This is a genomic window from Levilactobacillus huananensis (assembly GCF_003946145.1).
GTDB lineage: Bacteria > Bacillota > Bacilli > Lactobacillales > Lactobacillaceae > Levilactobacillus > Levilactobacillus huananensis.
Window position 1 is genome coordinate 1 of record NZ_RHOC01000017.1, and the last position, 23,257, is coordinate 23,257.

A 23,257-nucleotide genomic window follows, 5' to 3' on the forward strand; every position below is an offset into this window, starting at 1 on the left:
TAGTTCTAGGCATAATAAAGTCCCCTCAAAGTTAACAGATGAATTATACTTTTTCATCTGTCAACCTTAAGGGGACTTTAGCAGAATTCCTGCAAAGTCGTTTTTTGAGTTTTGTCTCGACCTCGTTTTTTTGATTCTCCTGCTAAATTTGGTTGCCATGACCATTTCGATCGCCAGTTAATTGCGGTCATAGATCCAGACGGTTAAGGGCGCGAAAACAGCCACGATCACCAACCCAAATCCCAAGACAAACAGCGCCTCATGCGTCCAAGAACCGGTGGCGAGAATCTGCCGAATCGCCGTAATGACGTAAGTGACCGGATTTAAGCGTGCAATGAATTGGAGTGGTTTTGTCAAGGCATGCATGGGCACAAAGGCATTCGACATAAATGACAAAACCAACATCGTCATTAAAGAGACACTTTGAACAGCTGCTGCACTCTTAGCCAACAATCCCAGTAGAGCAAATACCCACGAGAGTACCCACCCCATGAAGATGGCTAATAACCCAATCACCACGACCCAACCGAAACCGACATTTGGTCGCCAGCCCATTAAGTAACCCGTCGTTAGCGAAGCTATGGCCGCGATCAATAATCGAAAGCTATCGGCAAACAGCTGTCCTGCTAAGGGTGCAATGCGCGCAATTGGCAACGACTTGAATCGGTCGAAGACACCAGCATCTAAGTCTTCCCTTATTTGGGCGCCGGACCCCGATGCTGCTGATAACATCGTTTGAATTAAGATTCCCGGAACAATCGTTGGCAGGTAGGCCTTCACCCCACCGGCGATAGCCCCACCAAACAAATAGCCAAACATCAACATGAACAGCACAGGTTGAATCACAACGTCCATGAGTTGGTCCGGATTGTGACCAGTTTTTAATAAATTTCGGTAAGCCATTGTCGCGGTATTTTGTAAGACTTGCCCTTGATTCGTTTGTACAGTCATTTTAATTTGCTCCCTTTCTAGTTCTTGCCCACCGTCAGATCCATAAAGACATCGTCAAGTGACGGTTCCTGAACAGCCAGATGACTAATCCCCACGTTCGCTTCATTCAACGTTGTCAGAATTGGCGCTAACTGCGCCACCTGGCGTAATCGCATACTCAGATTGGTTCCCGTCTGCTGAACACCGCCAGTCACGCGTGGTGACAAAAACCTTTTTGCCACCGTCACTTGAGCTGCGTCAGTCATTGTCAGCGTCACGTGGAGACCGCCAAGTTGTGCTTTCAATTCAGCCGGTGTTCCCATCTTGACGACCCGTCCATGATCGATGATTGCCAACTGGTCCGCCAATTGATCGGCTTCTTCTAGATATTGAGTTGTTAAAATAATCGTTGATCCCTGAGCCACTAACTGACGAATCGTCCCCCACATCTGGGAACGCGTCCGGGGATCGAGCCCCGTCGTCGGTTCATCCAAGAAGATGAGGGCCGGTCGCGTAATCAAGCTAACGGCGAGGTCTAACCGCCGGCGCATCCCGCCGGAGAATGCCTTCAAAGGCTGATCTGCCGAATTTTCAAGTGAGAATTCGGTCAGGAGTTCTGTGGCTCTGACCTTAGCCGCCTGCCGAGTAAGGCCGTTCAAGCGTGAAAAAATCATTAAGTTCTGACGAGCCGTCAGATCCTCATCAACCGCCGCATATTGGCCAGTCAACCCCAACATTGACCGTACTAGTCGACTTTCCTTCACATTGTCATGGCCAAATATTTTTACCTGACCAGAGTCGGCCTTAAGCAAGGTCGTCATCATTCGTAACGTAGTCGTCTTCCCGGCACCATTGGGACCTAACAAACCGAAGACTTCCCCGCGACGAACATTAAACGAAATATCATCGACCGCGCGTTTCTCCCCAAACCGTTTCGTAAGATGACTGATTTCAATTGCATTCATCGTCGTCATATTAATTCCCTCTTCATTTTGCATTTTAATCAGGTCCCCCTGACTAAAATTATAATAAGGTCCCCTGATCATTTTGTCAAGTCATTCTCGAAACCTCTCTGCCGCTTCCGATCATTGTCAGGTATAATAGACAACAGGGAGGCGGTTCTATGCCTGATGTAAGCAAACAAAAAAAAGCGGCGGGTAAGTTAATTGAATTCGATATGGTCCACCATACTGCCGATGAGGTTGCCCGCCGCCATCATTCAAACAAAACGAAACAGCCACTACGATTTCAAGGACAAGGGAAAATTCTGCTGACCCTCTCGCAATCTGATGGTCTCTCACAAAAAGATCTGGCAACTCGCCTTAATCTATCGGTCCAATCAACCGCTGAATTTGTGAACAAATTAGTTAAAAAGGGACTGGTAACTAAAGAAAAGTCCCAGACTGATCGGCGGAAAACAGTGATTCGTTTAACGACTCTCGGTGAACAAACCGCATCGACGGAAACCGCTCAGGTCCCTGAATTCCTAACGCCGTTGACCGATACCGAGCTAGACCAACTCACAACCATCCTGACGAAAATTAACGAGACACTTTACCATGAAATTGATGAGGCTAGTCCTGCTCAAACTGGTAAGTTTCGAGAAGTCGTCGCTGATCGCCTTAGGGATTGGTTCCTCTAAATCGACCGGCCACCTTCTTAAAAAGGTGTGCGCCAGATGGCCGCTCTAAAAATATGATTTCAAAAAAGACGTTGTGCTGATCAGCAAGATCAACACAACGTCTTTTGACATTCTTTTAAAAATTCGTAACGCGATTGCTTGAAAAGCTAAAGTCAGCCCCCGGTTTTCACTTTTAATTACCAGCAAGAACGGAGGCATAGGCAATTAGCATATTCAAATCATTAAACCCATACGACTCCCCACCATATTGTGATGATCCATATAGGGGATCAGATGGTGTCAACGGACTACTTGCACTATCTTCATCAGACGTCATTGACTTGAGCACCGTCAAGGCCTGATTGTACAAGTCCGTATCGCCCGCCGCAGCTGCAATCTGAGCCACGTAAGCATAGTTGGAAGGCGCATCACTCGCACCCTTCGTTGGGGTGCCGTCCGTATCATACGTGTTGTACAGCGTCCGGTTGGCCGTGTGCAACTTGAGCCAGTTCAGTGACGCCTGCGGAAGTTCATAAACCCGGGCTAAGTTCAGCATAGTAATCAAGCCATCCGTAATGTTAACCTGACCGTTTTCATCTGTGGCCTGGTAACTATTCGTAGCATAGTCATAGAAAGTGGCATAAAGCGGGAACTGATCACTGATATAGCTATCCTGGATTAATTTCAACTGGTCATTGTAAGCTTTGTCACCCGCGGTGCCCAGACCCTTGGCCTCATAAACCGCTTTGAGGGTGGCCAAATCTAAGTAATCTAATCGAATCGTCTTTTCCTGACCCGCCGCATTGTACCCATCAATCATTTGGTAGTAAGGATTCAGATCATGCTTGGCGAAACCATCGACCAAGACATTAATCCAGGCTGTGCGGTCATTATTGGGCTTCTTTTGGTTCATGACCATTAAAGCCTGAATAATCCGCAAGTCATCAACGGAAGCACTTCCTGGAGTCACGGTATGATCATCACCCTTTGCTTGCCAGTTAAAGGTCTGCGTGGAACTGTCGTAGAAGCGTTTAGTAATGCCTGAAAAGGCACTGTCAAAGGTCTTGTCATCCCCTGCCATCGCCAAGGAAAGTAACCACATCCCATTTGTTTCTGAGAGTTCCTCACGCGACCCTGTCGCATCATGAGCCGCCTTGTAACCCGAATACAGAACCCCGTCACTGTCGGCCAGCTGGTTCTGAACAAAGCTCGTCATGTTCGTTTCAAGTTTTGCTCGAGTGGCTTCTTGTTCCGCAGATAGTGCGGTCGCTGGTAATGGCGTACTCAATTGACTTAACGTGGTTGACGTCACCTGTCCCGCATCACTGGCCTTTGCCGCCGTTGCCGCGTCATTGGCCGGTGCACTAGCTAAGGTATAGGTGATCTGACCGGTATATTTACCGGCATAAGTGGTCTTGCCAATAGTCGTCTGCAAGTTATTCTTGATACTACCAGAACTACCCCCGATAGTTGTCGTGTCCTCATCGGTTGTGGGTTGATAATCATAAATGTTCTGCGCGGCCTCATTCAAGAGAATCTGATGTTGACCACTGCCGTAATAGATAGGGAGCTTCTGGTCTCCCATCGTCAATCCAGATGTCTGCGCCGTCAATTGATAGGAATCACCGGCGGCCCCTGTCGAACTAACACCTAAACTAAAGTTATTGGCACTAACTGTGCCTGAACCAACCGTATGCGTCCCGAAGTCTATGGAATCCTGATCGCCTGTGTTGATTTGAGCCGTCTTGGCCAAGAGGACAGTAACCGTCGCCATGTAGTTCATGAGCGTCGTCCCATCTCCACCCACCTCGGCCTGTTTGCCAGCTTGGTCAAACAAATCCACTGTGAACCGCTTACCCACGGTAGCCGTAGCCAAATCAATCGTCAACAGCGGATGGTTCGGATCACTTTTGTCCAAAGTGACCCCTTTCTCACCACTCGGTAAGGTCATCCCTAAATACTGATAACCTGACTGGCCTTGTTCACCACCATAATACTTACTGAGATCTAACGTCATCGTCTTACTGTCGCTAGACGTCTGCCAATCCGGATCAGCAATTGACCAGGTTTGATAGTTCCCACCGGCACTGGAAACCGTCCGACCACTCGTGATGTGATTAGCCCCATAAGCCAAGATCGTTAAGTTGGTGGCCTTTGTTAGGTCTGGCAGATCTCCTGTCAGCTGGTTGTAACTCACATCCAATGAGGCTAAATTTGTTGCTGTGCTGAGTTCATCCGGTAATGCACCACTGAGATCGTTATGACTGGCCTGAAGACTTGTCAGTTTAGGCGTGCACCAGGCACCAGGAACAGATCCGGTAAACCCATTGTTGCTCAGACCAATTGTCTGTAAGTTGGTCAGCGTCTTAATTCCTGTCAAATACCCGACTAACTTGTTACTCGAAAGATCCATATTCTCAAGACTTTTTAGTGCCGACCACTCCGTTGGAATGGCCCCCGTCAATTGGTTATTTTGTAGGTAGAGTCCCGTCAATGCCGTGTCTTGGCCCAATGCCGTCGGCAAGTCCCCCGTCAATTGATTATCATTCAATTGGAGACCTACCAGCTGTTTTAACTGCCCAAGAGTGCTTGGAATGGTACCCGTAAGTTGGTTGTTATTCAGATAGAGAAGCTGTAAAGCCCCATCCTGTCCTAGTGTCGCGGGTATCTCTCCTGATAGCTCGTTGTGATCCAGCTTCAGGGTTGTTAAGGCTGGTTGCTGACCATAACTCTCTGGAATTGCGTCCAGCTTATTGTTTTCTAAATTGACTTCTGTGATCACTGAGTTCTTAGTAAGGTCCGGTAAACTACCTGTTAACTGATTATTCGACAAATCGAGTTTGGTTAAGTGGGACCAACTCGTCATTGGGAACTGAGACCCTTCTCCTGTAAGCGCATTGTTCGATAAATCTAAAGTCTGTAAACCTTGAGCATTCGCGTATTCGGTAGGAGCAGCATCAGTCAAGGCATCATTCTGTGCTGTAAGATTTGTCAGCGTTGTGTTCTTTTCCAGGCCCCAACCCGCTAAGGAGCCTCCCAAATTTGAGTCGTCAATTTCAAGGTTGGTCAACGGTAGTGTCGACAAGACTTGACTGTTAACCGCTTTGAACGTGGCCAAATCATTGCTGCCAGTCATCTTCAGATCACCAAGTTTTGTCGCATACTCCAACCCCGTTAAATTATTGACTCCCGTTAGACTCAAGGGCGTCGTAAGCTTTGCCAAATTAACTTTCGTTAACCCGTCCAAATTATCAGCGGTTAAGGCCGCCTGAACTTGAGTTTGAAGCGCCTTATCCGGCATCCAGGTATCTAACGGTTCCGTCAGGGTTAATTTTAAATCAACAATCTTGCTGCCATTTGAAATCATAACGTCTGACTGCAAATCCCCAGCTTTTAACCGTTCCAAAGCACTAGCCGATAACGTAAACTTAATCTGGTTATTCGACAAGTTCGGGGCAAAGGAGATATCACCTGCTGACAGGTCTCCTGACTTAATCGTCAAGTTCGTATCAGCCGCCGAATCAAAACCAAAATCCGTCGTATCAATGTTACCCGTACGATCCGTTCGATTAGGCACGGGAGCTGTTTGCGCATGATCAACCGGTGTCGATGCCATCGGAACGGTGGCATCTAATGTATTTCCATTACTATAGTAAAGCGCCTCCCCGGAAGATAACTGGGTATTGGCCATTATGTCTTTAATATCAAAGCTCGGAATACTGAGTTCACGGCCTCCCCAAACGTTAAGATCCACCACCAAACGATGGTTCTCCTGATCGTAGGTCAAACCTTTCATGCCCGATATGCTGTCTGCTAGCCCTGTCGTAAGGGTCGAATAAGTATAGTCCCCGCTCGCCGTCATAAATCCTTTATGCCAGTTAGAAAGTGGGATATAGGCTTTCATCGTAGATAAATCAGGATCATACGTTATATTCTGGTTTGCTATAAGACTGGTCACTTGAATACCAGTGTCACTACCCGTCTTTTCCATATTCGGCATCGCAATGCTGTCACTACTTGAAGTCAGGGTAAAACTAATGTGCGACGTATCTAGTGTGGTTAAATTCTTTAGATTAATATCCTTAGAAGTAGCATCAATTGTCCCTAATTCACTGGAAGTCGAGTTCGCAAAAACTGACCAGTCTCTGTTGGTTCCATCGCCTGGCGCCTTCTCAATCGTGGAACCACTGAAATCAAATTGCTTAAGACCTGTGGCATTCTGCAATCCCGTTAAATCGGTGATGCCGTTCACATGCGTATCGTCCTTTGCCAGATTAAGGAAAAGGATATCGGCCATCATTGCTGGGGTTATTTGCGAAATGGATGTTGTCTCATGACCACCATAGTCATCATGAGATGACCCCCAATCGTGAAGTGCACTATAAACTAATTTTTGCAAATTCTTATCTGGCATCCAAGTATCAATCGACTCGTCACTAGCTGTGGTACTGTCCGTACTCGTCGATGAGGAGGCACTACCGGACTCACTCGTGGTCGTCCCTGCCGCCATGACGGTCGCACTGACCGACTGGACAGGAATGGCTAGCGAGATGGCCAATACCAATAGTAGATTAACGATTTTCATCGTATGCTTTTGTTTCATCACGGTACGCCTCCTCAATCCCCAAGCTCTTGAATTACGCCGATTTTTTTGCTTGCCGACGTTTCTTGAGCCATTTGTAAAACTCATAAAGCAGAACTAAAATGGCTAATCCGACAATGATATACATCAGATAGTCCTTCCAGGTCTTCCGTGGCCCAAAGTTGGCTGCATTCTTCTTCACATCTCTGACCTGGGCATTCGTCACCGTAAAGGTCTTCTGGAAGTTCCAAGAATAGCCACCTTTCGCCGTTAAAGTGCCCGCTAAGGTGTATCGGCCAGCCGCTAACTGCTTATTCTGCAAATCCATATTCAGCTTAAACTGACTTTGTGGGGCGAAAGTCATCTGTTCTTTATTAAAATGCATGATCTTTTCTTGCTTATCATTCGTCAATGTGGCGTGTAACTTACCTTGTCCTACTAGTTCCGGCGTCTGATTAGACATCCCCAAAGTCAAGGTTGGCCGTGCTTGAGCTAAGCGGTAACCGGCCCGATAAAACTTAACCGTAGGCGCCGACTGTGTGCGCTGCGCCTGATTGTAGAATTCCAGGCCAATCACATACTGAACGTGAGCCACCACCCCGGTGGCCTTCTTGGAACTCGACCGCGACACATGATGTTCAGCTACCGTGAACCCGCCCAACATCAGCCCCTTGAAAGGCTTGGCTGGTGCCGTAAAGTTATAGGCGACCTTCACCGTATGCTTTCCCAAAACTTTCACTGTCTTGGTCTTATTTGGTGAAATAATTTGTTTTAATTGAGCCGGCAAGGCCGCATTAGTATTGTTCGTACCATAGTCCAAGATCCCATTGGTATTGGTCGCGGCAATCCGGGGGGTGATATCAAAGGTATTCGTCCGATTGGCATTATTAGTAACCGTTAATACCAAGACCCGCTTTTGACCCGGTGTAACTTTAAAATCAAAATAGTTTGTCCGTTTCACATTATCCGCGGGAAGTTCCGGCGCCACTGTAAAACTGGCGGGTTTCTGATTACTATCCGCTTGTGCTCCGATCGTAGGATTGCTAAGGCTAAAGCCTTCAATCATGGTCAACAGTGCAACCACCAAGAAGGCAGCCCATTTACTTTGCAGTTTCATCTTCAACTCGTTCTCTCTTTCAATAATTATGTATTGCCGAAACAACAACAGACCGGAACAAAACTTTTCCGGTCTGTTCTTATTTCGAACTTAAATGATCGCGTCATTTGACTAGCTTTGATCCCAATCAGGTTCTAGCCTGACCGTCTATCAGTCACGACGCAAAACGCGGTAAGCATGTACGCCTAGGGCAACGAGTAACAGCACTCCCAGAAATACTGAACAACCAACTGCCACTTCACCCGTCTGGGGCAATCGTCCCCAAGGTACCCCGACCGTCCGAGTTACCTTTTTCGTCGCCGATTTTTGTGGAACCGTTGTCGCCCGCCGATCACTGGCTGGTGAACCAGTGGATACCGCATTAAAGACGGGGAGTCGCGGAAATTTGGTTCCCGAAACCAACAACGACTGATTCGGAATTTGTGGGGAGGTTGGCTCGCTAGGCCGATGACTGGACGCCTCACTCGATGGCGTATCCGGCTGCGTATGTGGATTCGTAGAGTGACCTGATTCATGACTACTAGAGCCACCGGATGAATCACTCCGAGAGTGTTCCCCAACCATGACACCGACTGACTTCTGCGTTGCCATCTCCTAGCCCCCTTTTCAACATCTAGTAGACAGACCGTTCAACTAAGCTGTAGGACCAGCGGCCAACGTATACGTTAAGTCTGCCGTATAAGTTCCCGCATAATCAGCGGTTGGCAGATCCAACGTAGTCCCCGCAAAGTCCGCCTTTGAGTTTCCCATACCGGAACCCACGGCTGCACTAAAGACTGGCGCTGCAGCTCCTCCGGCCGTCAATGTCGTCTTTGGAGCGGTTGGCAACGTATCTTTGGTATCACTTTCAATACCACTTGCTGTCATCGTCATATTTGCTCCGTCCAAAGTATGTGACGCACCATCAGAAAAATCACTTAGTGTTGCCGTCACATCCCATCCCTTGCCGGCCCCACTATTGTCATCGACAGACAAAGTAGACCCCGTGTAGGTATCTGAAGCGTTTTTGGTGTTACTAAACCCAGTGGCCTTCAGTGATCCCTGATCTTTTGTCGATACCTTAGCATCACCAAAGACAAACGATGGTGCCATCAGATTACCAGAACCATCCTTGGAGAGGGTCAACAATCCCGCATCCACCTTTACTTGTGCTGACTTGGTGGCACTGGTTGCTGCCGAATCACTACTTGCGGTATCCCCTTCTGCGGCATTAGCAACTGCTGGAAGCGCCAGAGGTAACCCCATTCCTAAAACCACTGCGGAGATCAACAACTTTGCTTTCATATTCATCATCTGTTCACCTGAAAGTCGCTGCGACCGACCAGCAACTTTCAAACTCCCTTCTATGTAAGATCAATAGTCTCGGCCTTTTTTTCATTGGCATCTATTTCTCTGCCAAACTTTTCCGCTGAAAAATAGTTAGGAAACCTACTTTATTAACAGCTACACACATTCGATTATAGCACAATTTATTAACCCGCTAATTTCCACTTTGGCTGTTGTGAGGAACACGTTTGCCAACTTAGTCCAGGCCAAGCTGTTCATCTACCAGATGAGCGGTCAACGACAAAGGCCTACTAGAGGTGCTCCAAATCACATGGTCCACTGCCCTTCAAACATTACTTAACGTTAAGTTTTCTTTAACCCACCCCACAATGGTTCCACACAGATCCCCCCTAGACCAGGCTATCTAGCGATAGCTTAGATGCTCAACACAAATGGTAATCATCTTGCCATCTTCGCCATCACACTTTAAACCGACTGACACGGTCCTGTAACATTGATGCGCTAAACTCATGCCAATCGATTAAGCAAGACACAACTGAAAATGAACTTGACCAGGACTTAGAGAATAGGAGATATTCCATTGAAAAAAATTTTAAACACCATTTTAGCTACTTCTGCCATTGCTACCGGGCTAGTATTTGCCGGCGGTGTCAAGGCTAACGCCGACACCACTGTGCAAGCTCAAAATGGCCAACCAACCTACTCAAACCAACAATCTTACAACTACAACTATGGCTACCAAGACGCCTCAACAACCTACACCAATGTCTCTGCTACAACTGTTGACGCAACGCTCAAGCAACATGTGTTGAGTGAAATGGCTGCCCAAACCGGTGTTCCAGAAGCGACTTGGGATGCCATCATTACTCGCGAATCTAACTGGGAACCAAATGTGGTTAACAGTACGAGTGGTGCTTATGGCTTGTTCCAAAACATGCACATCAGCAGCGGTTCTGTCGAAGACCAAGTTAGCGCCGCGATTAGCCTGTTCAAGGTTCAAGGCCTCGGTGCTTGGAGCCTCTAAACCGTTCATTAACTAAAGAAGACTGTCTCATCATGTACTTCTAGAGAAACAAATAGGACGAGAAACCCAACTGGGGTTTCTCGTCCTATTTGTTTATTCAAAGACTAACTCGTTTTATTGTAGCCACTGTGCCAAGGTCAGATACTCACCATCTACCGTGACCTAATGCCGCTTACGTGTAAATGGCCACATTAATCCGGACAACAGAATTGTCCCGAGAACTGCAAGAAAGCGGTCGTCTTTTTGATTCGTTTGTGGCAAAGTCATTTGCTTGGCCCCCTGGCGAAGTGACTGACGCTGCTGCGCGTGGCGTCCCACACTGGAGCTAGTCAAGTGCTTTAGGCTGTATCGCCGCTGGGCCTTTGAAGCCATCGTATGATCACGACGTTCTCGACCACCACTGACACCGCCGGCTATGTCGGGCTTCAAGGGGTTCGTCCCCCGCTTCATTTCTTCACCATCGCTGACGCCATCACCATCACTGTCCGGATTCATGGGATCCGTGCCATCGATTAATTCTTGATAGCTATCGACCCCATCTTTATCTGGATCAATCCCGTAATGCCTAAACGCTGGTTGACCTGAATCGTCAATGGTGACCACCGTCGCAGACCCATCACCATCTGGCAGAATAAGCCTTGTCGTTTTTGGATCAATAGTCTTTTGCGACCCCGTTTGATCCGGCTTGGTTTCCGTCACCGTTTGGGTTCCCGTGGCTGGATCAATGTCATCAACGGTTTGACTTCCGTCGTTCCATTGCTTTGTCACTTGCGTAACCTTACCGTTCGGATCCTTTTCGATGATGGTGACATTGCCATCGTCATCGGCCGTCTTGCCCAAGACTGTCCAGATTCCTGGTAAAATCGTAACCTGGTAGTTGGAATTGTTATTAACCCCGGAGATCGCGTAGGTTCCGACCATCGGATTAGAAGGCATCGCGTAGGCCAACTTCAAGTCGGCAATGGTTTCACCCGGCTTGAGATGACTGCCACCCACTAACGTCGCGTCATTTTTCGTAATTGGCGCGCCATTATAAGTGACTTGATTATTAACCCGCACCGTCACGGGACGTGGTTTCACCGTCAGTGTGGCCGTTCCAAATGACCCCAAAGTGTAGTTAGAATTAGCCGCTTCCAAGGCTTCTTGTGCCGCCTGAGTCAGTTGAATCTGATACTTTCCGCCGACCTGGACGGCACTAGCGGCAACAAGTTGGTTATCCGCGAGATTCAGAATCTCAAAGTAATCCTGATGATCATCAAGCTTACTGGTTGTGTTGGTCGTGAGCGTTCCCGTAAAGATAGGTGTCTCACCGTAGATCATGGTGGCATTGCCAATCGCCACGTTGCCATCTGCCGGTAGCACGCTGAGCGGCCCGTTGCCTTCAATCGTCACGTCATAGTTCGTATCGGTTGCGGCAGTCCCGGTAATCACATAATCACCAACTTTGGCACCAACTTTGGCACCATCCTCACTGGTCAATGTGACCCCTAATGCCATGTCTCCTCGCAGTAATTTTCCACCATTTGACAGAACTGTAAACGATAGCTGTGGATCCTTACCACCAAAGTCCTTCGTGGCTGGATTAATCTTTATCGTTACCGGCCGCTTAGTAATGGTGAATGTCCCAGATTTAACGGTAATAACATAATTTGAATTCAAAACCGACTTCGGACCGGCAGAAATACTATCTTGACCAACATTTTCATTTCCGGAGCGGGTCAGATCCACACCCAGGGCTGACAAGTGATCGTTATTACCTAAATTAGCAGGCAGATCGTCACGCAGAACAAAATCAGGATCCTGGTCCCCATAAATCTTAGACTCATCTTTGGCGGTCACTGTAATTGGCCGTGGCTGAACAGTTAGTTTACCAGAATTAACTACCGCAAATTCATAGTTGGGATTGTCTTTCGATAGAGTTGCTTTCGCATCTGCCGTCAAGTGAATCTCATAGGTGCCCTTGACCTGAACTTGATCAGCTGTAACAGTATTTTTCGCAATCGTATCGTAGATCTCAAAGTCTGTCTGTGGTAGCGGGTCGAGTGTGAGTCCTTTAACCGATGCCGTAAAGGTTGGCGTCTCGCCATAGGTCATCGTAGCGTTGTTTGTCGTGACGCTAGCATCGGCGGCCTTGACAGTATCCGTGCCATCTTCAAACGTCACATCATAATTACTGTCAGCCGCAACCGATCCGGTGATAGCGTGATCCCCGACATCTTCACCGGCTGCAAACGTTAAGGTCACCTTCAAAGCATCTGACGTTTCATTAAACGACGTGCCATTTTCTTGGCCGTCTACCACTTTCGGAATACTAAAGGTCAACTTGGGATCCGCCGATCCATAAGTCCGCTCATCACTGCCGATTTGAACCGTAATTTTCTTTTTGGCAATGGTAAACGTCCCCGGTTTTACCGTGACATCGTAATTGGTTGAGGTGGCCTGATCGAGAACAACCTGATAGTCTCCGGCATTTTCGTCACCCGTTCGTTTTAGGGTCACACCCAGCTTGTCAATCGAATCGCCATTGACCAACACCAAACTTGAATCTGTGGTTAGGGATAGCTTAGGATCGCTATCCCCGTAAGTCTTAACATTGCCGCTGGCTGTCACCTTAATTGGCCGTCGTGTGACCGTCAGCTTACCGGTTCCAAATGAGGTAAACTTATAGTTCGCGTTGCTCATCAGGGCAGTTTGCGCAGCTTTGGTGTACTGAATGGTATACGTGACCCCTGCCTGCAGCTCATCAAGCGGAACAACGGTCCCCGTACTGTCCACAACCTCTAAATCTGTCTGAGTAGGGGTCTGTTCGGTCGTCGTGACCTGATCCGCACTGTTGATAGTTTTTGACTTGACCGTAAACGTTGGCAATTGTCCCTGGTCACCGCCATAAACCATTGTGGCATCATTCACAGTGTCAGTCGTGGTCAAGGGATTAATCGTCAACATCGCCGATATATAGAGTCCTGCATTGGCATTAGTACTCAACGTCTTAAGGTAGGCTCTGCCTAAAGCTGTTAAGTTAAAGACATAGCTCCCAGCATTTGTTGGCGTTTTCACCTGAATATCTGGATTCTTGGCATCGACAAAAGAGTAGTAATCGGAATTGTCCAGTCCCTTTAAGTCTTCAGCCGAAACGTTCCCAAAATCCGGACCAAAGGTCACATTGGGAAAACCGATTCCCCTAGAATCCTCGTAATCTCGGGTCCACGAGTCAAAGGTTGTCAGGGTATCTTGAGCAGCCTTATTAGTCGTCTTCAAACTATCGAGGTCTTTTTGAAAGGAGATCAACAAGTTTTTGACCGCTTCCAATGACTTATACCCATCCTGTCCCTCTTGGTAAATAACTGCTGGAACCGTTTCCGCTTCGGCTTTTTCAAAGGTGGCCTTGGCCTGGGCGTTGGTATCGGACACCTGCGTATAAATGGCAACGACGGACGCTAAAAGCTTATCAGCCGAGGCCTTTTGAGCATCGGTTAACCCAGATAAGCCAACAAACCCATTGTACAAGTCTTGTGACTGTTGACGATAATTATCGGCTGTGGTTTGATTAGCCTCGGCTTGCTCATGCCAGTAAGCTAAGGTCGCCTGCGTGGGCACCAGAATACTCCCACTGGGTTGCGCAACATCCGTGGCATCGGTCGCCGCGGCATTACCAACGTCTGACCAGGTGTAATCGGCACTGCCAATGCCGGTCTTACCCGCACTCGTAACGACCTTGCCACCGTTCGTCAGATCTTGCGCATTGAGTGCATCGGTAATCGATTCCCCGGTTCCCACCGTCGCGGTTACATTGACGGACTGGCCATCAACGGTCATTCCCGTCGCCGTATAGTCATGGCCAATGGGAACGGCCTCGTCAGTCGTGGTCGTTGCCGTATCCCCCGTCTTCTTCACGTTAATTGGCAGTTGGGCCTGGGCTATCTCCTGACCATCAGTCGGCGCGTTAATCACCATCTGTGTCGGCGTATATCCAGGGAACGAAACCAAGACGGGTTCCCCGGCAACGGCAACGATCGTCACGGGATCGACCCCTTCGATCGGCTGTTTTGTCTCGGCATTAATTGGGGTAACCGTCGCCTTGAACGCCAATCGAACCGGAACGGTCATCGCTTGGCCATCCCCATCTTTAACGGTATAGCTATAGTACGTGCTATCGGCCACGGTCTTGCCACTGGCATCCGCAATCGTGTGAACCGTACCCGTATTGTCTGCAATCGTTTTGCTACCATCGATCACGTAAACGTTTCCCGCCTTGTCACTTGGAATAACCGCAACTAAGGAGGGATCAAGGGTTTTATCCGCCGCTATCGCTCGTTTAGCCGCAGCTTGCGTGGAGAAAATGGAAATCGTATCCCCGATGTTGGCAATTGCATTCACCTTAGCCTTGTTTAATCCGGCAGCAGATTCTCCCGTCGCCTCGTCCACCAGAGTTACTCCCAGTGGGATCGTCTTGGGTTTATAACTAAATTTTTCAATCTTGGCAGAATAATCGTTTAATTGACCACCAGTCGAGGCCGATATGGACAACGAATAACCAGTAGACACGTCCTGAATATGACGTTGTAAGACGAGATCAGAATGGTTATTTAATTTCACTGTTAAAATATGTGTCCCCGCATCATAGGTCATCTCAAAGCGATTATCCGGTTTTGACGTCCGCTTCAAGCCAAAGTCACTAGCAGGGTACCAATCAGAACTGCTGGCCGATTGTAAATCACCATTAGCATCGGTGTACCGCCACCCAATGTAGGGATCTCTACTCGGGTCGTTGAAGTCTTTATTGTAATATTCATCAAAGATAAAGCCAAAGGCATTGTCCAGGCCAGCCAACCCCAGTCGACCACCAGATCCACCGTGGGTAGCCTTGGCCGGATCACCCGGTGCAAAGATAAACCCAACACTGTCAGCACCGCCTTGGGTAGTAGTCCCAGCTCCTAGATAACCGGTCATCGAAAAGTCATGACTGAAATCAATTTCATGTTCAAATGAAACGTGTGCCGCTTGATGACCCGAGATGCTAATCGCATGACCCGGCGACGAGTAATAATCATGATTACCCAGACTGGTCAACGTCACGCTACCGTCCTTTCCAATCTGCTGGGTATGGATGTTGTCAGTAGTATCAGAATCCTCATCGTTGCCGTTTCGATTTTCCACGGTCGCCGTAAAATGGTCGGCAATCTGGTCCGGACTCAAGTTAACCTGCGTCGTGTCTGCGCCAATATTAGTTGGGTTGTCCTGCGACAAGACTGGATAATCCCCTGACTCAGTGGTCGTCTCGACGGCCGTCGACTCGGCTACTGGTGCAACCTTTGCGGTCGACTGCGTGTCTGCTGCGGCTGGCGTTCCCGCTGGATTAGGTGTTCCCGCTGGATTAGGCGTTTCCGGTTCCTTGCTAGCGGCCGGTTTAACAGCCGTAGTCGCTGGAGTTGCGGCCGCATGGGCATCGACGACAGTCACGCTTTCAGCAATGGCGACAGCGGATAGGCTCACCAATAACGTGCCGAACAGTCGTGTCTTCACCTTCCACCCAGTATGCCCCTTATATAAAACGATTGGATTTTTTGTCACTTGATTTGCTGTTCTTTGTCTCAAAGCTCAGATCTCCCTTAGCTCCTTCAGCACTACCTACTTACCAGTAACTGGAGTCGCTTTCATTTTTAAATGCTTGTGGTGATTGCTTCTCTACAATTAACACCTTGGTCACCAGTTATGTAATTTACTTTTTTACCCTATAGCCTACTTGATGGCCAAATAGGTTAAAATGTTGATTTGACGGCAATCGTCCACGTCTAAAAATTTTTTGTCCGACAATCTGCGTCCACTCGGATTGGCTTCATTTATTGCGAACCACCGCTGCTAAACGCCGTCAGAGCAACACTTTGTCTTTCAAATTAAAAATGTTCTTTCTCTAGCGACGATTACCACCGTTAATTAACGACACTATCTACTCACAAACCCGTCACTATTTTCTCAGCGCCGTATGGCCTGCTTAACACCATCTCTCCAAAGAATATACAGAAAACCAAGTCATCTCTCCCGCTATAGTCACAGCGCAAGCCATCGACTATCCCCTATCTTTCGGGTTTGTCGGAACCAATGACGACAATACGCCCTGAATATTCTCAGACAGCCTATGCAAAAGTATCATCTTCGAATCCTTATGATAGCGGCCTTTGAAACACCAATAGTATAGTATTGGCCTCCAACATATTCAAGGTGTTTACACTTAACCGTTAATTAATATCACACCTATCACTACATGTAACATGAACTTTATACACTAGATGACTGGTTAATCTCGAACTCAGTTTTCAAGCGTAAATATTCTTACTGTAAATCTTACAGTTACAGAAAGGCAAGCTTAGATTAACTTCTTTTTCCGGCTGCCCGCATCTATCGGTCATTTTTACTCGTTTTTGGCCGTCATGAATACGCCCCCGTTCCTCATGTCGGGGCCCTTCAAACCAGCTGTTCAAACAAAAAAAGGCGGCCCCGAGCTGTCGCCGATACCATCGTCGATGTTGATCTGCTCAAATCTGAGATCAGGTATCACTGTTATTGCCATTCACGATGACACTAAAAAGAGCGTCTGGGAAATCCCAGACGCTCTTTTTAGTGATCAGCCTTTCCAAATACGTCAAGAATCTGCCGGGCGATCTCCGCCGCGTGGCTTTCCAACGCGAAGTGGCCACTATCAACCGATCTCACAATGGCATTATCATCGTCCTTCATAAATGCCGCCGCACCTGGGAAGATGAACGACGGATCGTTGCGTCCCCAAATTGCCAATAGCTTAGGTTGATTCCCTCGCAAGTACTGTTGGAACAACGGGTAGCGCTTGATGTTGTTCTGATAATCGAAGATTAAATCAAGCTGATTGTCGGCATAATTCGGGTTCCGCGTATAGGCAATGTCCAAGGTATAGCCATCGGGACTCACACTGTTGGCCGGTGTTCCCGTTAGGTACTGACCCTTGATAGTCTCCGGGGCAAAAGCGGACCGGTAGCTTTCCCGTTTCTCAGGAGTCGGGTGATCCCAAAAGTCTTGCCGAGTCACCCACTTTGGTCCCAATCCTTCGCGGTAAACATTCCCATTCTGACTCACGATGCCTTGAATCCATTCTGGATGGGCCGTCGCAATCTGAAACCCGATCGGGGCCCCATAATCGAACACGTACATGTAGAACTTGGATAGCCCCAAATGCTCGATAAAGTCGGTCATCACCTGCGCTAAGTGTGCAAAAGTGTAGGCAAAGTCATTATGGTTAGGCATACTGGATTGCCCGAATCCGGGGTAATCCGGTGCGATCAGGTGAAACTCATGTTCCAAAAGCGGCATCAGGTCTCTAAACATGTGACTAGCAGAAGGGAACCCATGGAATAAAAGCATGGTTGGCTTCTCCGGGTTACCGGCCTCGCGGTAAAAAATCTCGCATTGATCTAATTGCATCGTGTGAAAACTTGTCATCAATCCTTCCCCCTTAATTTTTGATCATTACTGGTCAGTAGACTTGTCATCGCGGCTTTATCCGCACCTAATCTCGCCGTCGTAAATTCGCCCCAGTCTTCAAGACACCGGTTGGCAGTTTCTAGAAACGGAAATCCCGCCGGCAGTAAGTCGATCGTCGACGACTTGCCATTGAGATACATCTTGAAATAGCCCAACTGTCCTAATTTCTGGGCCATTCGATAGATTGAAGAACGCTCGTATCCCAGGTTCTCAGCAAGTTGGCTGATCGTTTGAGGATGTTGGTCCTCCAACGCCATCATGAGATACGAATAAGATGGTCGCATGCCAGTCGGTGCGAAAAATTTATTGGCTGCCGATTCGGCCGTGCGCATGTACCGCGCCGCGGTGAAGTAAGCACAGGTTTCATAAAAATGATGTCTCAACGCGATCGTCTCCTTTATCGTGTATGTACACGATAAAACTTGCGACGACTCCTGTCAACCCCTGCGTTCGATCAAAAAAGCCACTCCAATTTCGGAGTGGCTTGGTCTGTGTTACGATTCATTCTAGCACTGGCGTCACTTGGCTTAAACTCGTCACGCCCATTTAATAGTCCCCTATTCACCGACTCCATATTCAAAGACCACGGTCTCAGCCATCGTAATTTCACGATAGAGGCGATTGAAGAGGTCCTCGCCAATCTCATGTTTGGCTTCGTGTTGCTGTAACAAATAAGTTCGTTCGGTCTGGAAGACTTGCCGATATATCGTCATCAGTTCCCGCATTTGTTCGGGCGTGTACTCGGGATGACGAACCATCCGCTGCCACTCATTCACAAATTGCTTAATCGTCGTGTGTCCATTTTGAGAGCGTAAGTCAAAGGTCACGGCCTCCCTAAATTCCTGTGAGATTGGCATTGCTACTAATGATTGCACGCCAGCCTCGATCATCTGTTCACGTAGCCGCGCCATGCGAGCAGCAGCGTCGACATCCACTTGAATCCTAGGCAATAACCATCGGAAGACAATCGTTGGCACCAGTAGACTCAAGATGATTAAGAAACTTTCAGACATTAACACTAGATTAAAGTCGGCCGTTCTAATCTGGGTTTCGGCGACCGTAAAGGCTAACGCGAAGGTCACGGCCCCATGGATCCCTCCCAGAGCAAAGATCCAAGCTTCCCGATTGGGCACGTGATGAACCCAACGGACATAAAGATAACGGACAATCAGGTTTGCCAGATATAACACCAGCCCCATGCCGACCCACAGCCAAGTACCTTGGTTATTGACCGACTTGTCCAGGGTAATCCGCACCAACACGATGCCGAGCACCAGAAAGACGATGCTGTTGAGCAGATCACTCAATAGCCCCACCAACTGACGCGTATCACTCGCCAACTGCGGATTGGCCAAGGCACTCCGTTCCCCTTCAGCATTGTGAATCAATCCAGCGAAGACGACCGCGATGATCCCAGATACGCCCACGGCCTCGCCCCCAAAATACAACACAAAAGGGGTCATCAGATAGATGACTTTTAGGGGCGTCCCGTTATTATAAGTATTGTTGATAAAGTTCAATTTAGACCTCAACATCGCCTGGCGTAGCATGACAATTAGAATACTAATGACGCCACCAAAGACAATTCCACCCCCAGCAGAGTAGACAAAGTCCCATAATGTTTGGGGGTAATTGATATACCCGTTGACGTACCACAAGATCGCCATATTCAAGAGAATAATTCCGGAGGCATCGTTGAATAACGATTCCAACTTCAGACTCGTCTGCGCCCGTGGTGGTAAGACGCGCCCCATCGTGACGGACTCCGTCGCCGTGGCATCGGTTGGCGTACTGATCGCGGCCAAAATGAACGCCAGTGGCAGGCCCACTCCCGTTAAGAAGTGGCTTCCCAAACCAGCAGCAACGGCACACAACACGACCATCCCCACCGTCAGACTGATAATCTCCCCGACGTGGCGTCCTACCAAGTTCAACCGTGTATTTTGACCCTCGAAAAAGAGTAGGGGCGCAACAATCAGCCCAATAAAGATTTCCGAATTAAATTTCTCAACGAACCCATTTAGAAATGGCACCAGCGCAATCGCTGCCCCTATCAGCATACTCACGTAGTTGACCGATAGTCGCGGTAACCACCGCCGATTAATCACGATACTCAGCATTGCGGCAACAACTAACACACCAGTTGAAATAAGTAACCCCATGTAGACACCTCATTTGAAATAACTTGCTAGTTTTGATTATTAGCCAACTTGCTCAGCTTGTAAACCAAAAACACTCTGAACTTGAAGACGTAAATAGCTCATCAAAAGCGAGTTCGGATATACGCCTCTTTAGGTAGACAAGCACATAATCAAAGCTTGCCTGCCTAAAGAGGCGTTTTTGTATGGGAAAAATTTTGCACGGTACACGATTGCCGAGAAACTTCGCGACATCGGACTAGTAAAACAAAGAAAAATGACTACCAGCGCAATACAAAGATTTTATGGTATTCGAAAAGATGGCCAGCTCTACGGACAGAGCTAGCCATCTTACGTAACCTTGAGGGTTCACTTCAGAACCGGACCCGATCAACTATTTTGTTAATGATTGTGCTTTCGCCGCTTAAGTCCAGCTAATCCGAGGAGTGATCCCAGAACAACTAACCCCCAAAGTGGTGAAGTCGGTTTCTCATTTGTTTGGGGCAAAGTCGTCTTATCGGCATTGGCCGCGTGATTTACCACTGGTTTAACACTCAAGTTGCTGGCAACTTCAGCTGCTTGACCACCGTGGTCAGTCGTTAAGGGCTGATCGCTATCTGGCTTAGTCGTCGGTTTATCGGGCTGATTGATATCTGGTTTATCGCCACCATTGTCATCAGTAACCAGGTCGCCGTCATCCCCGACCTTGGCATAAACGTAGGTGATTGATCCATCCACGTTACCAAAAGTGCCGTTAGCGTTGGCTGGGGTGGCAACTAATTCGTAGCCATCAACTGTGGCTGGACTCGACGTATAACTATCCCCAGCCTTACCTGTCAAGGTAACATCCGGTGCTACTTTTTTCCCATTGGCTGTTTCGTAATGTACCGTCATCGTCACCGTCTGACTAGGCGTCGGTGGGGTTACCGTCCCACCAACCGCCTTGTAGACAAAGGTCACGGTTTGAGCCGTGTCGGAGAAAGTCCCGGTAGCATTGGCTGGCGTCTGCGTTAGCTCATAACCATCGACAGGCTTGGCAACTACCGTGTAGTCCTCGCCGATAAACCCGGATAAGGTATCGGAATCGGCCACCTGTTTGCCACTCTCATCAACGTACTGGACCGTGATGTCGGCCGCCTGATCCGCCTTAATGTATGGGGTTGCCATTTGAACTAAGGTATCCGTCTTATTCCCAATGGTGTAAGTAATCGTGGCATTCAGAAAGTATGTATAATCCTCCTGAACTTGGTTTGGATAGATACTCGACCAAGGGTTGTCACCCTGTCCCGGCATAATTTGATCCTTAATTCCAGTATAGGTAATCTTGCCATCGGCCATCACAGCACCTGTTGCACCATTCTTGAATACGCGGATCAGCGGGTTAGGCTTCGCAGGGTCGGTGATAAATACCCCAGATGCGACCGTGATTGGGTCCAAAGTAATCGTCATACCTTGAGCTGGCTTGACTGGACTAACGAAAACATATTCGCCCGTTTTAGGAATGTAGATAACTTTATTCTCCACAAACTGGGAATGCACAACCAAGTCTGAATATTGTGCGGCATTTAGCGAAGAAAAGTCTGCAATACAATCCTGTGCAATTGAAAGACTCGTCACATTCTTCAGACCCGCGATTGGCGTAATATCAGTCACCCGTTGGCCTAAAACCTCTAAATCAGTTAACTTCGTCAGACCTTGTAATGGTGTCAGGTCCGTGACATCCCCTCTTATCATGTAAGGGGAATAATTCAATTGATCAGAAATGTACAGAGTCGTTAAGTTTGTTGCATACTCCAGCCCTTTAAGTGAGAATGACTGCTTGCCATCGATATAAGTATCATCGAAGGACAAATAGTTCAGTAGCAACATATCCTTTTGTGTAATATCTGCAGCAGTTGTCCATTTCTTACCGGAGGCTTTAATAGCTGGATTGTTGCCTATGTAAGCACCCTGAAAAGTTGCTAACACGTCGGCTTGCAGTACCTTGTTTGGCATCCAAGTATCAATCGACTCATCGGCCTTGACTGCTGGGGCCGCCATACGGGCAGTTGAGACAGCTGGTGCCTTTCGACTAGGGCCATTGGGTGTTTTTGCAGACCCGTTATTCGTCGTGATAGGCCCTTCATCAGTTGAATCGTCAGTGATTTCTTTGTCAGTATCACCTACCGGACTTTCAACCGGTGCTGTATCATCGGTCTTATTGTCAGCCGGCTTGGTTTCATCTGGAGCAACCCCATCATTTTTAAGGTTATCCTCGTGATCATTGGTCTTCGAAGCCCCTAATACCACCGGTTTATCCGACGTAACCACTTTGTCCGAAGTTGCCGTTTGTTCTTCTGAAGAACCTGATGTCACCGTATCCGCGTGAGCCGTTGGGCCACCGACAACACCGAGAGCCAAGGAAGCTGTCACGATGCCCGCGAAAATCCATGTTTTTCCCTTCTTGTACATCTTATAATGTTCCTTGGTACTGGTTGAATTAAACATAAATGACACCCTTCCTAAATCGGCTATTGTTGTTTACAGAATGGTCTACCGCTCAATTGTTAATCCTCAAAATGTAAGCCCTTTACACAATCCATTATAGCTAATCGGTTGGCTATAATCTAGTCCACACCTGAAAATATTTTTCGCCTTTTTATATTCAAATATTATTGAATAAATTATACATATTTGTGAATAATCGTTGTCGTTGCAACGTTTTAAGGAACGTATATCGTTTTACCGTTTTCATATAAATCAGTAAATAGGCGTTTTAAAAAGTGTTACACAGTTCAAGATATATAACCTTTTAAAAGGACCAGTCCTATTAATCACGTTTCCATGAAGGCCTTGATGATCATGAAAGTAGTTCTGAAGATGTTCAGCCCAATCCCCCCCCTTTAGCCAACAGTAACAGGGGCTGTGTTCACTGGAAAAATTAAAGTGCACCTCCGAGTTGGAGAAAGTCCAATTCAGGAGGTAACATTAGCGCTATGCGCATCAGAATCGTCGAAACATGGTCTTAGGAGGCTCCTTAGCGGGTTGGGGGTTGGGTCTAGTCGTC

General features: G+C 47.9%; 13 protein-coding genes. 2 read left to right on the forward strand and 11 right to left on the reverse strand.

The window, feature by feature from the left end; all coding sequences use genetic code 11:
- Positions 1 to 177 precede the first annotated feature (177 nt).
- Entirely contained in the window at positions 178 to 951 is a 774-nt protein-coding gene (locus EKM71_RS10040) for an ABC transporter permease (protein ID WP_125574483.1), read from the reverse strand.
- A 17-nt stretch (positions 952 to 968) separates the two neighbouring features.
- Positions 969 to 1,904 (reverse strand): ATP-binding cassette domain-containing protein, encoded by a 936-nt coding sequence (locus EKM71_RS10045; protein WP_125574502.1) that lies wholly within the window; start codon positions 1,902 to 1,904, stop codon positions 969 to 971.
- Positions 1,905 to 2,053: 149 nt separating this feature from the next.
- On the opposite strand from EKM71_RS10045, the gene EKM71_RS10050 reads away from it, so the two are divergent.
- Positions 2,054 to 2,572 carry a MarR family winged helix-turn-helix transcriptional regulator gene (locus tag EKM71_RS10050; protein WP_125574484.1) on the forward strand — a complete coding sequence of 173 codons (519 nt, stop codon included), beginning with the start codon at positions 2,054 to 2,056 and terminating at the stop codon, positions 2,570 to 2,572.
- 172 nt (positions 2,573 to 2,744) lie between these two features.
- Here the strand turns inward: EKM71_RS10050 and EKM71_RS10055 are convergent, their stop codons facing one another.
- From EKM71_RS10055 to EKM71_RS10070, 4 genes are all read right to left on the reverse strand, one after another.
- Positions 2,745 to 7,154: a hypothetical protein gene (locus tag EKM71_RS10055; protein WP_125574485.1), complete on the reverse strand. Its 4,410-nt coding sequence runs from the start codon at positions 7,152 to 7,154 to the stop codon at positions 2,745 to 2,747.
- 34 nt (positions 7,155 to 7,188) lie between these two features.
- Positions 7,189 to 8,250 (reverse strand): DUF916 domain-containing protein, encoded by a 1,062-nt coding sequence (locus EKM71_RS10060; protein WP_125574486.1) that lies wholly within the window; start codon positions 8,248 to 8,250, stop codon positions 7,189 to 7,191.
- Positions 8,251 to 8,400: 150 nt separating this feature from the next.
- Entirely contained in the window at positions 8,401 to 8,841 is a 441-nt protein-coding gene (locus EKM71_RS10065) for a hypothetical protein (protein ID WP_125574487.1), read from the reverse strand.
- Positions 8,842 to 8,883: 42 nt separating this feature from the next.
- The gene (locus EKM71_RS10070) at positions 8,884 to 9,540 is read right to left on the reverse strand and encodes a WxL domain-containing protein (RefSeq protein WP_164504789.1); all 657 of its coding nucleotides are present in this window, start codon (positions 9,538 to 9,540) and stop codon (positions 8,884 to 8,886) included.
- Positions 9,541 to 10,117: 577 nt separating this feature from the next.
- On the opposite strand from EKM71_RS10070, the gene EKM71_RS11125 reads away from it, so the two are divergent.
- Complete coding sequence (locus EKM71_RS11125) at positions 10,118 to 10,561, forward strand: transglycosylase SLT domain-containing protein (RefSeq protein ID WP_164504790.1); 444 nt, start codon at positions 10,118 to 10,120, stop codon at positions 10,559 to 10,561.
- Positions 10,562 to 10,723: 162 nt separating this feature from the next.
- Here the strand turns inward: EKM71_RS11125 and EKM71_RS10080 are convergent, their stop codons facing one another.
- The 5 genes from EKM71_RS10080 to EKM71_RS10100 all read right to left on the reverse strand — a co-directional run bounded on the left by EKM71_RS10080 (position 10,724) and on the right by EKM71_RS10100 (position 22,698).
- Entirely contained in the window at positions 10,724 to 16,156 is a 5,433-nt protein-coding gene (locus EKM71_RS10080; RefSeq protein ID WP_164504791.1) for an MBG domain-containing protein, read from the reverse strand.
- Positions 16,157 to 17,176: 1,020 nt separating this feature from the next.
- A complete protein-coding gene (locus EKM71_RS10085) occupies positions 17,177 to 18,031 on the reverse strand; it encodes an alpha/beta fold hydrolase (RefSeq protein ID WP_125574490.1) in 855 nt (284 codons plus the stop codon).
- A complete protein-coding gene (locus tag EKM71_RS10090; protein ID WP_125574491.1) occupies positions 18,031 to 18,456 on the reverse strand; it encodes a helix-turn-helix domain-containing protein in 426 nt (141 codons plus the stop codon). Before EKM71_RS10090 ends, EKM71_RS10085 begins: the two co-directional genes overlap by 1 nt.
- A 174-nt stretch (positions 18,457 to 18,630) precedes the next feature.
- Positions 18,631 to 20,235 (reverse strand): cation:proton antiporter, encoded by a 1,605-nt coding sequence (locus EKM71_RS10095; RefSeq protein WP_125574492.1) that lies wholly within the window; start codon positions 20,233 to 20,235, stop codon positions 18,631 to 18,633.
- A gap of 378 nt (positions 20,236 to 20,613) precedes the next feature.
- Positions 20,614 to 22,698, reverse strand: coding sequence for a MucBP domain-containing protein (locus EKM71_RS10100; protein ID WP_125574493.1), 2,085 nt, complete (start codon positions 22,696 to 22,698; stop codon positions 20,614 to 20,616).
- Between the last annotated feature and the right edge of the window lie 559 nt (positions 22,699 to 23,257).

Excerpts from the sequence above, each read along its gene's own strand:
- EKM71_RS10065 (WP_125574487.1), bottom strand. The coding sequence starts at position 8,841 with ATGGCAACGCAGAAGTCAGTCGGTGTCATGGTTGGGGAACACTCTCGG.
- EKM71_RS10045 (WP_125574502.1), bottom strand. The coding sequence starts at position 1,904 with ATGACGACGATGAATGCAATTGAAATCAGTCATCTTACGAAACGGTTT.
- EKM71_RS10095 (WP_125574492.1), bottom strand. The coding sequence starts at position 20,235 with ATGGGGTTACTTATTTCAACTGGTGTGTTAGTTGTTGCCGCAATGCTG.
- EKM71_RS10060 (WP_125574486.1), bottom strand. The coding sequence starts at position 8,250 with ATGAAACTGCAAAGTAAATGGGCTGCCTTCTTGGTGGTTGCACTGTTG.
- EKM71_RS10070 (WP_164504789.1), bottom strand. The coding sequence starts at position 9,540 with ATGAATATGAAAGCAAAGTTGTTGATCTCCGCAGTGGTTTTAGGAATG.
- EKM71_RS10050 (WP_125574484.1), top strand. The coding sequence starts at position 2,054 with ATGCCTGATGTAAGCAAACAAAAAAAAGCGGCGGGTAAGTTAATTGAA.
- EKM71_RS10040 (WP_125574483.1), bottom strand. The coding sequence starts at position 951 with ATGACTGTACAAACGAATCAAGGGCAAGTCTTACAAAATACCGCGACA.
- EKM71_RS10085 (WP_125574490.1), bottom strand. The coding sequence starts at position 18,031 with ATGACAAGTTTTCACACGATGCAATTAGATCAATGCGAGATTTTTTAC.
- EKM71_RS10100 (WP_125574493.1), bottom strand. The coding sequence starts at position 22,698 with ATGTTTAATTCAACCAGTACCAAGGAACATTATAAGATGTACAAGAAG.
- EKM71_RS10055 (WP_125574485.1), bottom strand. The coding sequence starts at position 7,154 with ATGAAACAAAAGCATACGATGAAAATCGTTAATCTACTATTGGTATTG.